This window comes from Nioella sp. MMSF_3534 (assembly GCF_030732985.1).
Taxonomy (GTDB): Bacteria; Pseudomonadota; Alphaproteobacteria; order Rhodobacterales; family Rhodobacteraceae; genus Nioella.
In genome coordinates this window covers 16,328-29,108 of the sequence record NZ_JASHJX010000021.1, presented here as the reverse complement: position 1 = coordinate 29,108, position 12,781 = coordinate 16,328, and the positions used below count along the sequence as shown (strand labels likewise).

Sequence of the window (12,781 nt, the reverse complement as noted above, 5' to 3'; positions counted from 1 at the left end):
AAGATGAGCTACACGACCTGGCTGCGCGAACGCAATTTCATTGATGGTCAATGGGTTGGGGCCGATAGCGGCGCCACGATCGACGTGACCAACCCGGCCACGGGCGAGGTGATCGGCACCATTCCGAATGCGGGCGACGTGGAAACCAGGCGCGCGATTGCTGCTGCCGAGGCCGCTTTCCCCGGCTTTGCCGCGATGGACCTGATGAGCCGTATCGGCCTGTTGTGGAAGCTGCATGACGCGCTGATGGACAATCAGAAGGATCTGGCGGAACTGCTGACCGTCGAGATGGGTAAACCGCTGGCAGAGTCCATGGGCGAGATTGCCATCGGCGCGCAATATGTCCGCTGGTTTGCCGAGGAAGCGCGCCGTGCGAAGGGGGAAATCGTGCCCGCAGGGGTGAATGGCCGTCGCATCCTCGTGACCCATCATCCCGTTGGCGTGGTGGGCATGATCACGCCGTGGAACTTCCCGTCCTCCATGCTGGCACGCAAGATCGGGCCGGCGCTGGCCGTGGGCTGTACGGTGGTGGCGAAACCTGCGACCGCGACGCCCTATTCCGGCCTGGCCTGGGCGGCGCTGGCCGAAGAGGTGGGTTTCCCCAAGGGCGTCGTCAACGTGGTCACGGGCTCCGCCCGCAAGATCGCGGGCGCGATGATGGAAAGCCCGGTGGTGCGCAAGGTGACCTTCACCGGATCGACCGAAGTGGGCAAGGAGCTGATCCGGCAAAGCGCTGATACCGTTAAGAAAGTTTCGATGGAACTGGGCGGCAACGCGCCGTTCATCGTCTTTGATGACGCCGATCTCGACAAGGCGGTTGAGGGGGCGATGGTCTCAAAATTCCGCAACGCCGGGCAGACCTGCGTCTGCGCGAACCGGATGTATGTGCAGTCGGGTGTCTATGATGCCTTCGTCGCCAAACTGGTGGAGAAAACCGCGGCACTGAAGGTCGGCAACGGGCTGGAGCCGGGCGTCGAACAGGGGCCGATGATCGACGTTGATGCCGTTGAAAAGGTTGAGGAATTCATTGCCGACGCCACGGCGAAGGGTGGCGAAATCGCTACCGGCGGCGCGCGGCATGGAAATGGCGGCAGCTTCTTCGCGCCGACGGTGATCAGGAACGCGACGCAGGACATGATGTTCGCGAAGGAGGAGATCTTCGGGCCGCTGGCACCGGTCTTCAAATTCGAGACCGAGGAGGAGGCCATCGCGATGGCCAATGACACCGAATACGGTCTGGCCTGCTATGCCTATACCTCTGATCTTGCGCGGGCTTTCCGGCTGAACGAGGGGCTGCAATACGGGATGATCGGGATCAACTCGGGCCTCATCACCACCGTGGAAGCGCCCTTTGGCGGGGTGAAGGAAAGCGGCATGGGCAAGGAGGGCGGCAGCCAGGGGCTGACCGATTATCTCGATACCAAATACGTCTGCATCGACGGAATCTGACCAAAGGCGCGCGGCGCGGAGCGCCGCCACGCGATCCCGAAAACAGGGGGGTGCCATGCGTACACCCCCCGTACACCCCCTGTACACCCCCCGTGCATACGAAACGGGGGTTCGCCGTAATGCTGCGTCTGTCCGGGGCAAACCGGTTCAAGCCGTCTCGGGGCCAGCCTGATGCCGTTTTGTCACGGGATATCGGCGCCCGGTCTGGCTTGGATGCGGGAGGTGCCTTACTCTCCGTAGGGCACCCAGATCGTCTTGACCTCGGTTGCCGCGCGCAGGAAGGCTTTGCCCTCGCCAGTCGGCCCGGCCCAGTCCGGGTTGCGCCCGTTATTGACCCAGGTCCGTTTCAGCGACCCGGCGCTGCCCGCCTCGATCACGCCCGAGATATCGGTGGATGAGAAGCACCACACCGCGTCCACGTCCATATGGGTGGCCAGCGGCTTGGCCAATTCGGCATGCGACCCGGTTAGGATGTTCACCACGCCCCCCGGAACGTCCGAGGTGTCGAGCACCTGGTAAAGGTCGGTCGCCGTCAAAGGCGCGCTTTCGCCTGCGATCAGCACGATCCGGTTTCCCATGGCCATCGCAGGCGCCAGCAGCGAGACCGGGCCAAGCAGCGGCGCGTCTTCCGGGCAGAAGGCCCCGATCACGCCCACGGGTTCGTTCATGGCCAGCGCCACGCCGCGAATGGGCACCGATTTGGCCGCGCCATCGAACTTGTCGGCCCAGGCCGCGTAGGAGAAGAGCCGCGACAGGGCGGTGTCCACCTCCTCGCGGGCGGAGGCAGCCGACCGTCCGGTCTGCGCCCGAATGCGGTCGGCGAACTCGGCCGCGCGCGCGCCCAGGTTCTCGGCGATGTAATAAAGGATCTGCGCCCGGAGATGCCCGGTGGTCTTGCCCCATCCGGCGGCCTTCTGCGCGGCCTCCACAGCGTTTCGGATATCCTTGCGGTTGGCAATCCCCACATGGCCCAGAAGCACGCCGCGCGGGACATGAACGGGCCGCGAATAGCCGCCATCGGGCCGCGCCTGCTTGCCGCCGATATAGAATTTCGCGGTGCGGTCGATGCCGTCGAAATCCGTCTCGCCCGGCGCGTGGACCTTCGCGGGTTTCACCGGTTTCCCTGCATCCGCAGGCTTGAGATAGGCCAGCAGTCCCTCCCACCCGCCTTCGCGCCCGAAACCGCTTTCACGCACCCCGCCGAAGCCTGCCGCCGCGTCGAAAAGGTTGGTGGCGTTCACCCAGACCACGCCCGCCGCCAGCTTGGGGGCCACGTCCAAAGCGAGGTTCATATTCTCGGTCCAGAGTGTCGCGGCCAGCCCGTAGCGGGTGTTGTTGGCCAGTGCCACCGCCTCGCCCGGCGTGCGGAAGGTGGAGGACACGAGGACGGGGCCGAAAATTTCCTCCTGCATCAGCCGGTCCGCAGGTTCCAGCCCGGTAATCAGGGTAGGTGGGTAGAAGCAGCCCCCGGATGGCATCTCGATCGGCGCGTGATACGTTTCACCTGCATTGTTCTCACTCACCATCCGGCTGATCTGCGCGTGCTGCACCGGGTCCACCACCGCGCCGATGTCGATGCATTTGTCCAGCGGATCGCCCGCGCGCAGATTGGCCATGCGGGCCTTGAGCCGGGCGTGGAAATCGTCGGCGATGTTTTCTTGTACAAGAAGACGGCTCCCTGCACAGCAGACCTGCCCCTGGTTGAACCAGATCGCATCCACCAGCCCCTCGATGGCGCTGTCGATATCGGCGTCGTCGAAAACGATGTAGGGCGATTTGCCCCCCAGTTCGAGCGTCAGCGCCTTGCCGCTGCCCGCCGTGGCTTCACGGATTTTGCGACCGACCTCGGTCGAGCCGGTGAAAGCCACTTTCGCGACGCCCGGATGATCGACCAGTGCCGCCCCGGTCGCGCCGTCGCCGGTCACGATATTGACGACGCCCTTGGGCAAGCCCGCCTCGCGGCAGATATCGGCGAAGAGAAGCGCTGTCAGCGAGGTGTATTCCGCAGGCTTCAGCACCACCGTATTGCCCGCCGCCAATGCGGGCGCGACCTTCCATGCCAGCATGAGCAGCGGGAAGTTCCACGGGATCACCTGCCCGCAGACGCCGAGCGGCTGGTGGCTGGGGAGTTCGCTGTCGCGCAGCTGCGCAAGCCCGGCGTGATAGTAGAAATGCCGCTGCGCGAGGGGCACATCGATATCGCGGCTTTCGCGGATCGGCTTGCCGTTGTCCATCGTCTCCAGCACGGCGAACAGGCGGCTGTGTTTTTGCAGAAGCCGGGCCAGCGCATAGAGATGCCGGGCGCGTTGGTGGTCGGACAGCTTGGACCAGCGGGGGAAGGCTTTGGCGGCGGCGTCCACCGCTGCCTCCACATCCGCCGCGCTGCCTTGGGTGACCTGCGCCAGTTCCTCGCCCGTGGCGGGGTTCTTGGTGGCGAAGGTCTCGCCCGGTGCCGTGAAGGCCCCCCCGATGAACTGGCCGAACCGGCCCGCATGCTTGGCGATCCACGCGCGGGCTTCGGACGCGTCTTCCATCGCGGGGCCGTATTCCATGGTTTCAAAAATCTCGGGGATGGTCATCTTGTGCAAACTCCGTTCACGCCATCGCGTGCCGCCAACTGGCGGAATAGGCCCCGGTTACGTGGTGTTCCAGCTGCCGTTCGATATCGCCCAACAGGGACGAGGCCCCGAAGCGGAAGAGGTCGGGGCGCAGCCAGCGGTCGCCCAGTTCCTCTTTCATCAGCGAGAGGTACACCAACGAGTCCTTCGCCTTCGAAATCCCGCCCGCAGGCTTGTAGCCGACGCGGTAGCCGGTCGCCTGTTGATAGGCCCGGATCGCGCGGATCATGACGAGCGACACCGGCAGGGTGGCATTGACGCTTTCCTTGCCGGTCGAGGTCTTGATGAAATCCGCCCCCGCCATCATGCAGACCAGTGAAGCGCGGGCGACGTTGCGCAGCGTGCCCAACTCACCGGTGGCAAGGATCGCCTTCACATGCGCCTCGCCACAGGCGGCGCGGAAGTCCTTCATCTCATCATAAAGCGCCTGCCAGTTGCCGGTCAGCACATGGCGGCGGGAAATCACGATGTCGATTTCCTCGGCCCCGGCCTTGACGCTTTCCTCGATCTCTTTCACCCGCAGGTGATAGGGCGACAGCCCCGCCGGGAAGCCGGTGGAGACAGCGGCGACCGGAATACCCGACCCGGCCAAAGCCTCGACCGCCACGGGCACCATATCGTGATAGACGCAGACCGCGCCGGTGGTGAGCGTCGGCAGGCCGATCGCCTCCAGCAAGTCCGCGCGCACCGGCTGCATCGCCTTGGCGCAGAGCCGTTTCACCCGGCCCGGCGTGTCGTCGCCCGCCAGCGTGGTCAGGTCGATGCACGAAATCGCGCGGGCCAGCCACGCGGCCTGATATTCCTTCTTCACCGTGCGGCGGCCGGGCAGGGTGGCGCAGCGGCGCTCAATAGCCGAGGTATTGGCCTGCGCGCCCATCACCCAGTCCATGTCCAGCGGCATAATCGGGTTTCGCGCGTGGCTGACCTGGGGCAGCCCTGCAGCGGTTGCGGTAGCGGTCGTGTCTAGGGTCGTCTGGGTCATCCCGTCGGGTCCGTTTTTGATCAGATGGTCAGGGTTACATGGGTCGCGCGGCGGTGCAAGCACCTGCGTCGCGTCAGCCGCCTGTTGCGCAGATCGGGCGGCCCTGAAGGCGTGCGATATCGGCCAGGCTCAGAACACCCTCGCGCCCCAGAACCTGCGCCACATGGGCGAGGCTCTGCTGTCCGTCCACGGCCTGTTCGGCGGGCTGCACATAGGTGCCCGAGACATAGCGGGTCACGCGGGTCGGCAGATAGGCGGGCATCTGCGCTTCCAGCCCATTGGGACCGGGCATCAGGTCGAAGTAGAGAATGGCCGAAGACCGCTGCGGCAGCGCCCATTGCGACGAGATGAAATTGCCAAGCGAATAGGCCACGAAACCCTGCCGCCCGTCAGAGGTGGTGATGGCTTCGATCGGTTGCAGCACATGCGGATGGGTGCCGATGACGGCGGCGGCCCCGGCCTCCATCGCGGCGCGGGCAAGGCGACGCTGGTTGGCATCGGGGGTCTGGACATATTCATTGCCCCAATGCGGCAGGAAGATCACCGCATCAATGGCGGGCTCTGCGTGCAGGGTGCGGATGGTGGCAAGAAGCTCGGTCTCATCTCGGTAGCACAGAAGAACCTGGTGATGCGGATCGGCCCGGCCATTTGTGGAATAGGAACAGGCGAGGAAGGCGATCCGCGCGCCCCCGGCGCTGACGACGGTGTGCCACGGGGCGTCTGGGGCGGCGCGGGATCTTGTGCCGGTATGGGGCAAGCCAGCGGCATCGAGGGCCTCCAGCGTTCTGTCCACCCCCAGAGGCCCCCGGTCCATCGCGTGGTTGTTCGCGGTCTGGATCACGTCGACACCGCTATCGCGCAGGTCGGTGACCAGCGACGGGTGAAAGTTGAAGGTCGGGTAGCCGGAATAGACCACCCCGTCGGTCAGAACGTGATCCGGCAGCACGCGTTCGCCGCCTCCCGGCAGGACGTTGCGCGCGGCGGGGCCTTCCAGATTGGCCACGGTCAGATCGGCGATTGCCAGATAGGGGGCTGTGGGGCGCAGCAGGTCGGCAAATCCTTCCGGTTGAGCGGCGGCCTCTTCCTGAAGGAAGATATGCATCAGTACGTCGCCGACCGCTGCTACTGTCACCGCCCCGGGCCGAAAGACCTCTCGTTGCACCATGGGAGTGCTGCCACTTGCGGGAATACAGGCCCGGCTGCCGGGCGATTCGCTCGTCGGCACACAGGATGACAGCGCCAGAAGCCCCCCGATCAGGGCCGCCCGCTGCGACATAATGTAAGCGCTTACAAAAAATCTGGCCATATCACCCCTAAAAGACTGGCCCTCGCTTGACTGGTCAAGCATCGTTACCAAAAATCCGGCAAAACGTTCTGGCAAGAGGCAATCTTTTGTGATCCGGTCGCCCGGAGCGGCGGAATTGAAGAACAGGAATTCCTGCAGGAAGGTACAGGACAGCACATGGCCCATACTCAACCGGCGATTGATCTCTCCCCGAAAGTGTCGGACGAGATCCGCAAGACGACCTGCTACATGTGCGCCTGCCGCTGCGGCATCAATGTGCATATGAAGGACGGCAAGGTTGCCTATATCGAGGGCAACCGCGACCACCCGGTGAACAAGGGCGTGCTCTGTGCCAAGGGCAGCGCGGGGATCATGCAGGTCAACGCGCCCTCGCGCCTGCGCGCGCCACTGAAACGCGTCGGCCCGCGCGGGTCGGGTGAGTTCGAGGAAATCACCTGGGACGAGGCGCTGGAGATCGCCGTGTCCTGGCTGAAGCCGATCCGCGAGAATGACCCCGAGAAGCTGGCGTTTTTCACCGGCCGCGACCAGTCGCAGAGCTTTACGGGCCTCTGGGCGCAGAACTTCGGCACCCCCAATTTCGCGGCACATGGCGGCTTCTGCTCCGTCAACATGGCGGCGGGCGGCATCTACACGATGGGCGGGGCCTTCTGGGAATTCGGGCAGCCCGACTGGGATCATACGAAACTGCTGATGATCTTCGGCGTGGCCGAGGATCACGACTCGAACCCGATCAAGATGGGCCTGGGCAAGATAAAGGCGCGCGGCGCCAAGGTGATCGGTGTCAATCCGATCCGCTCGGGCTATAACGCGATTGCCGATGAATGGGTGGGGATTACCCCCGGCACGGATGGGCTGTTCATCCTGTCGCTCATTCATTGCCTGCTGAAGGCGGGGCGGATCGACCTCAATTACCTGCGCCGCTACACCAATGCGCCGGTTCTGGTGAATGGCGACGAAAGCTCGCCGGAACACGGGCTGCTGCTGCGCGACGAAGACGGCAAGATGCTGGTTCTCGACCGCCGCACCGGCAAGCCCGCGCCCTTCGACGATCCCGACGTGGTGCCGGACCTTGCCGGCACCTGGCGCAACGCGGGCATTACGCACCGCCCGGTCTTCCAGCTTCTTGCAGATCGCTACCTGTCCGACGACTACGCCCCCGAAGCCGTGGCCGACCGCGTCGGTATTTCCGCCAAACGCATCCGCCATATCGCAGCGGAACTGGCCCGCGTCGCATTTGAGGAAGAGATCGAGATCGACCAGCCCTGGACCGATTTCCGCGGCGTGAAACATGACAAGATGATCGGCCGCCCGGTCAGCTTCCACGCAATGCGCGGGATCTCCGCCCATTCCAACGGCTTCCAGACCTGCCGCGCGCTGCATGTGCTGCAGATCCTTCTGGGCAGTGTCGAAGTGCCCGGCGGCTTCCGCTTCAAACCGCCCTATCCGAAACCGACCGAGGCGCACCCGAAACCCCATTGCGGCGTGACCCCCGGCAAGCCTTTGAACGGCCCGCATCTGGGCTATGTGCAGGGGCCGGATGATCTGTGCCTCAAGGATGACGGCAGCCCGGCCCGGATCGACAAGGCCTATACCTGGGAAAACCCGATGAGCGCCCATGGCCTCATGCATATGGTGATTTCCAACGCTTACGCGGGCGATCCCTACAAGATCGACACGCTCTTCATGTACATGGCGAACATGTCGTGGAATTCGTCGATGAACACCTCGGGCGTCATGAAGATGCTGACGGACAAGGACGAAAACGGCGACTACGTGATCCCGCGCATCATCTATTCCGACGCCTATAGTTCCGAGATGGTGGCCTATGCCGACCTGATCCTGCCCGACACGACCTATCTGGAACGGCATGACTGTATCAGCCTGCTCGACCGCCCGATCTGCGAGGCCGATGCCGCCGCCGACGCGATCCGCTGGCCGGTGATCGAACCCGACCGCGACGTGCGCGGCTTCCAGTCGGTGCTGGTGGATCTTGGCGCGCGGCTCGGCATGCCCGCCTTCGTCAACGAGGATGGCAGCGCCAAGTACAAGGATTACGCCGACTACATCGTGAACCACGAACGCAAACCCGGCATCGGGCCTCTGGCGGGCTTCCGGGGCGATGGCAGCGACAAGGGCAGGGGCGCGCCCAACCCCGAACAGCTGAACCGCTATATCGAGAATGGCGGCTTCTTCGTGGAACACATCCCCGACGCGGCGCTCTATTACAAACCGTGGAACGCCGACTACCAGAACTGGGCCGTCGGCATGGGGCTATATGACAGCCCGCAGCCCTATCTCTTCAGCCTCTACGCCGAACCCATGCGCCGGTTCCAGTTGGCCGCCGAGGGCCATGGCGACCGCCAGCCGCCCGAACACCTGCGCGAGAGGGTGAAGACGGTCATGGACCCACTGCCGATCTGGTATCCGCCCTTCGAGGATGGCCATGTCGACCCCGAGGAATACCCGGTCCACGCCCTGACGCAGCGGCCGATGGCGATGTATCATTCCTGGGGCACCCAGAACGCGTGGCTGCGCCAGTTGCATGGCCGCAACCCGCTTTACGTGCCCACAAAGATCTGGGAGGCGAACGGGTTCTGCGAGGGCGATTGGGCGCGCGTCACGTCGGCCCATGGCTCCATCGTGGTCCCCGTGGCCCACATGGCCGCACTCAACGAAAACACCGTCTGGACGTGGAACGCCATCGGCAAGCGCAAAGGGGCCTGGGCGCTGGATGAACACGCACCGGAGGCCACCAAGGGCTTCCTGCTCAACCACCTGATCCACGAGCTTCTGCCCCCCAAGGGCGACGGCATGCGCTGGGCAAATTCCGACCCCGTGACCGGTCAGGCCGCCTGGTTCGACCTGCGCGTGAAGATCGAGAAGGTCGCCGCCCCTGAAGAGGCACAACCCGCCTATCCGCCGATCAAATCACCCGTGGGGCAGGGGCCGCAGAACCTCGCGTGGAAGGTGGGCAAATGAGCGCCGCGAAAATCGCCAGCAGCGACGGCACCCGCATCGCGACCTATTCGGCAGGGGACCCCGCCAACCCTGCGATCTTGTTGATCCACGGATGGGCGCAGCAATCCCTGTGCTGGGATCCGTTGATCGACAGGCTCAAGGACCGCTTCCATATCGTCGCCATGGACCTGCGCGGCCATGGGGCCTCCGACAAGCCCGAAGACCCGGCGGCCTATACCGACACGCACCTCTGGGCCGACGATGTCGCCGCCGTCATGGCGCTGCATGACCTCGGCAATGTCACCCTCGTCGGCTGGTCCTATGGCAGCCGCGTCATCGCCAGCTACCTTGCCACCCATGGCGATGGCAACCTTTCTGGCGTGGTGCTGGCGGGCGGTATCCTTGCCATCGGTACCGCGCGGGAAGACTGGATGGTCGGCGCGGATAGCCCCGGCCTTGACCGCGATCTCTACACCACCGATCTGGCCCGCCTCATCCCCGCCACGGTGCGCTTCGTCGATGCCTGCACGGCGCAGCCGCTCGACCGGGAAACCTATGGCCGCATGGTCGCGGCCAACATGCTCTGCCCGGCCACCGCGCGCCGCGCGCTCTTCGCCGCCAATTGGGACATGCGCCCGACCTATGCGGCCATGACCTGCCCGGGCCTCGTGATCCACGGAACCGCCGACACGGTCGTTTCCCCCCAAACGGGCGAAGCCGCGGCCAAGGCCATGCCCCATGGCCGCTACCTGCCCTATGAGGGCATCGGCCACGCCCCCTTCCTCGAAGACCCGGAAAGGTTCGCCGCCGACCTCTCCGCCTTTATCCAAGACATCCGCAAGGAGCAGGCCGCATGACCGAGCTTCCCGCAAGCACGCAAAAGAAACTCGGGCTGGTGATCGATCTCGACACCTGCGTCGGCTGCCATGCCTGCGTGATTTCCTGCAAGGGCTGGAACACCGAGAATTACGGCGCGCCTCTGTCCGACGTTGACGCATACGGCGCCGACCCTGCGGGCACGTTCCTCAACCGGGTCCACAGCTACGAGATCACGCCAGCCGAAGGCCCCGCGCAGCTGGTCCATTTCCCCAAGTCGTGCCTTCATTGCGAAGACGCGCCCTGCGTCACCGTCTGCCCCACGGGCGCAAGCTACAAGCGGCAGGAAGACGGGATCGTTCTGGTGAACGAGACCGCCTGCATCGGCTGCGGGCTGTGTGCCTGGGCCTGCCCCTACGGCGCGCGGGAACTCGACGCGCTGGAAGGGGTGATGAAGAAATGCACGCTCTGCGTGGACCGCATCTATAACGAGAACCTGCCAGAGGTGGACCGCCAGCCCGCCTGTGTGCGCACCTGCCCGGCGGGCGCGCGCCACTTCGGCGACCTGGGCGATCCCGACAGCGACGTGTCGAAACTGGTAGCCGAACGTGGCGGGATGGACCTGATGCCCGAACAGGGCACGAAGCCCGTCAACAAGTACCTGCCGCCGCGTCCCAAACAGGACCGCGCTGAGGAATTCGACATCCTCGCCCCCTTCCTCGAACCGGTGGCCGAAGACCCCAAGGGCTTCCTCGGCTGGCTGGACAAGGCACTGGAGCGCCTCTGATGCATCCCGCACCTTCCGTCATCATCTTCACCAGCTTCTCGGGCCTCGGTTTCGGGCTGCTCCTGTTCCTCGGCCTCGGCTTTCCGCCTGTCACCGGTTGGGTCGCCTTCGTCTTCTACGCCATCGCCTATGCGCTTGCCGTGGGCGGGCTGCTGGCCTCCACCTTCCACCTGGGCAATCCGCAGCGCGCGCTGAAGGCGTTTACCCAATGGAAAACCAGCTGGCTCAGCCGAGAGGCGTGGCTGTCGGTCGCGGCGCTTCTGGTCATGGCGGTTTATGCCTTCTGCGCCGTCTTCCTAGACACCCGGCTGACGGTGATTGGCTGGATCGGCGCGGCGCTATCGCTGCTCACGGTCTATTCCACCTCGATGATCTACGGCCAGCTCAGGACCGTGCCACGCTGGAACCAGCCGCTGACCCCGGTGCACCTGCTGACACTGTCCATCGCGGGCGGCGCGCTGCTGGCGGGCCAGATGACCGCCGCCGCCGCGCTATTGGCCCTGGCCGCCGCCGTGCAGGTCGCCCATTGGCAGGTGGGCGACAGTGCACTGAAGGAGTCGGGAACAAACCTCGCCACGGCCACGGGTCTCGGCACGCCGGGCAATATCCGGGCCTTCGAGCCGCCCCATACCGGCACAAACTACCTGCTGAAGGAATTCGTGCATGTGGTGGGCCGCAAGCATTCCCGCAAGCTGCGCATGATCGCGCTGACCCTGGGCTATGGCCTGCCGGTTGTCCTGCTGATCATCCCCGGCGCGGGCCATGTGCTGGGGCTGCTCGCGGTCATCAGCCACGTGGCGGGCCTTGTGACCTCGCGCTGGCTGTTCTTCGCCGAGGCCGAGCATGTGGTCGGCCTTTATTACGGCAAACGCTCAGCCTGAGCCGTCGGGTCGCGCCCCGGGCGCGGTCTGCACGTAACCGCCGAATTCCAGCATCCGGTCCTCGTAATCGGCGATCCGCTGAGCAGCGGTGTCGCTGCGCGCGATCATCTCGCCCACCAGAACCTCGGCCAAAGCGAAGGACGCGCCTTGCGAGGGCAGGGGCTGCGGCCCGTCCATCGGCAGGCAAAAGACCACATCAGCCCCCCGCGTAATGGGCGAAACATAGCTGTCGGTGATGGCGATGACCCGCGCCCCGCGCGCCAGAGCCGCCTCATAGGCGCGCACGACCTCGGAGGAATAGAGCGAGAAGGTGATCACGATCACCACGTCATTCGGTCCGGTGGACGTGATCGCATCGGCAATGCCGCCCGGTTCGTTCAGGGGCGGTGCGAAACTGTCGAAGGCCATGCGCCCCGAATAGCTGAGGTAATGGGCCAGCGAAAAACAGCTGCGCACCCCGACAACGAAAATCCGTTCTGCCGCTTCCAGCAGGTCCACCGCCTCGCTCACCCGCTGGATATTCGCCTCGGAAAACAGCGCGTCGAGGTTCTTGTGGGCTGATTCGCGAATCCGGGCGGTCAGGGCCACCGTTCCCCCGGACCGGAGCTGTTTTGCCCGCGATCCGTACATGCCACCCTCGCCTCTCAGGGCCGCCTGGAACGCGGTTCGGCAAGGTTCGTAACCGGAAAACCCAAGCGCTACGGCCAGACGAAACACCGTGTTTGCATTGACATCGGCCCGTTTCGCAAGCGCCCGGACCGAGTGAAATGCCATCTCCTGCGGATGATCCAAAGCCCATGCAGCAAGGCGTGAAACCTTGGGGGACGCGGTGTGAACCTGTTCGGCCAAAGCCTGCCTGAGATCGTCGAGAGTCATGTCGAAGGGACCGTTACTGTTTCATTCTGGAACGTTTGATTTATGTCTTGACGAATTTCAATGATTTGTTTCACCTGACCCGCATCCGTGTTTCACTTCGGATCAATT

9 protein-coding genes are annotated in these 12,781 nt (G+C 64.6%); 5 read left to right on the top strand and 4 right to left on the bottom strand.

Features of this window, described 5'->3' with window-relative positions; genetic code table 11:
* Nucleotides 1-3 precede the first annotated feature (3 nt).
* Nucleotides 4-1,449 (top strand): NAD-dependent succinate-semialdehyde dehydrogenase, encoded by a 1,446-nt coding sequence (locus RBB16_RS10500; protein WP_306046122.1) that lies wholly within the window; start codon nt 4-6, stop codon nt 1,447-1,449.
* A gap of 227 nt (nt 1,450-1,676) precedes the next feature.
* On the opposite strand, the gene RBB16_RS10495 is transcribed toward RBB16_RS10500, so the two are convergent.
* The 3 genes from RBB16_RS10495 to RBB16_RS10485 all read right to left on the bottom strand — a co-directional run bounded on the left by RBB16_RS10495 (nt 1,677) and on the right by RBB16_RS10485 (nt 6,214).
* A complete protein-coding gene (locus RBB16_RS10495) occupies nt 1,677-4,028 on the bottom strand; it encodes an aldehyde dehydrogenase family protein (protein ID WP_306046121.1) in 2,352 nt (783 codons plus the stop codon).
* A gap of 16 nt (nt 4,029-4,044) precedes the next feature.
* Complete coding sequence (gene deoC, locus RBB16_RS10490) at nt 4,045-5,049, bottom strand: deoxyribose-phosphate aldolase (protein WP_306046120.1); 1,005 nt, start codon at nt 5,047-5,049, stop codon at nt 4,045-4,047.
* 73 nt (nt 5,050-5,122) lie between these two features.
* A complete protein-coding gene (locus RBB16_RS10485) occupies nt 5,123-6,214 on the bottom strand; it encodes a CapA family protein (RefSeq protein ID WP_306046159.1) in 1,092 nt (363 codons plus the stop codon).
* A 297-nt stretch (nt 6,215-6,511) separates the two neighbouring features.
* Between RBB16_RS10485 and RBB16_RS10480 the strand changes: the two genes are divergently transcribed.
* Genes RBB16_RS10480 through RBB16_RS10465 form a run of 4 tightly spaced genes read left to right on the top strand, consistent with a single transcriptional unit; the run spans nt 6,512 to nt 11,797 of the window.
* Nucleotides 6,512-9,334: a molybdopterin oxidoreductase family protein gene (locus tag RBB16_RS10480; RefSeq protein WP_306046118.1), complete on the top strand. Its 2,823-nt coding sequence runs from the start codon at nt 6,512-6,514 to the stop codon at nt 9,332-9,334.
* Nucleotides 9,331-10,170 (top strand): alpha/beta hydrolase, encoded by an 840-nt coding sequence (locus RBB16_RS10475; protein WP_306046117.1) that lies wholly within the window; start codon nt 9,331-9,333, stop codon nt 10,168-10,170. Before RBB16_RS10480 ends, RBB16_RS10475 begins: the two co-directional genes overlap by 4 nt.
* Nucleotides 10,167-10,916 (top strand): 4Fe-4S dicluster domain-containing protein, encoded by a 750-nt coding sequence (locus RBB16_RS10470; RefSeq protein WP_306046116.1) that lies wholly within the window; start codon nt 10,167-10,169, stop codon nt 10,914-10,916. The genes RBB16_RS10475 and RBB16_RS10470 overlap by 4 nt, the downstream gene beginning before the upstream one ends.
* Nucleotides 10,916-11,797: a DmsC/YnfH family molybdoenzyme membrane anchor subunit gene (locus RBB16_RS10465; protein ID WP_306046115.1), complete on the top strand. Its 882-nt coding sequence runs from the start codon at nt 10,916-10,918 to the stop codon at nt 11,795-11,797. Before RBB16_RS10470 ends, RBB16_RS10465 begins: the two co-directional genes overlap by 1 nt.
* On the opposite strand, the gene RBB16_RS10460 is transcribed toward RBB16_RS10465, so the two are convergent.
* Nucleotides 11,789-12,673 carry a MurR/RpiR family transcriptional regulator gene (locus RBB16_RS10460; RefSeq protein WP_306046114.1) on the bottom strand — a complete coding sequence of 295 codons (885 nt, stop codon included), beginning with the start codon at nt 12,671-12,673 and terminating at the stop codon, nt 11,789-11,791. The genes RBB16_RS10465 and RBB16_RS10460 overlap by 9 nt on opposite strands.
* Between the last annotated feature and the right edge of the window lie 108 nt (nt 12,674-12,781).

Bases quoted from the DNA above. Each gene is read 5' to 3' on its own strand.
- RBB16_RS10500 (WP_306046122.1), top strand. From the start codon at position 4: ATGAGCTACACGACCTGGCTGCGCGAACGCAATTTCATTGATGGTCAA.
- RBB16_RS10495 (WP_306046121.1), bottom strand. From the start codon at position 4,028: ATGACCATCCCCGAGATTTTTGAAACCATGGAATACGGCCCCGCGATG.
- deoC (WP_306046120.1), bottom strand. From the start codon at position 5,049: ATGACCCAGACGACCCTAGACACGACCGCTACCGCAACCGCTGCAGGG.
- RBB16_RS10485 (WP_306046159.1), bottom strand. From the start codon at position 6,214: ATGGTGCAACGAGAGGTCTTTCGGCCCGGGGCGGTGACAGTAGCAGCG.
- RBB16_RS10480 (WP_306046118.1), top strand. From the start codon at position 6,512: ATGGCCCATACTCAACCGGCGATTGATCTCTCCCCGAAAGTGTCGGAC.
- RBB16_RS10475 (WP_306046117.1), top strand. From the start codon at position 9,331: ATGAGCGCCGCGAAAATCGCCAGCAGCGACGGCACCCGCATCGCGACC.
- RBB16_RS10470 (WP_306046116.1), top strand. From the start codon at position 10,167: ATGACCGAGCTTCCCGCAAGCACGCAAAAGAAACTCGGGCTGGTGATC.
- RBB16_RS10465 (WP_306046115.1), top strand. From the start codon at position 10,916: ATGCATCCCGCACCTTCCGTCATCATCTTCACCAGCTTCTCGGGCCTC.
- RBB16_RS10460 (WP_306046114.1), bottom strand. From the start codon at position 12,673: ATGACTCTCGACGATCTCAGGCAGGCTTTGGCCGAACAGGTTCACACC.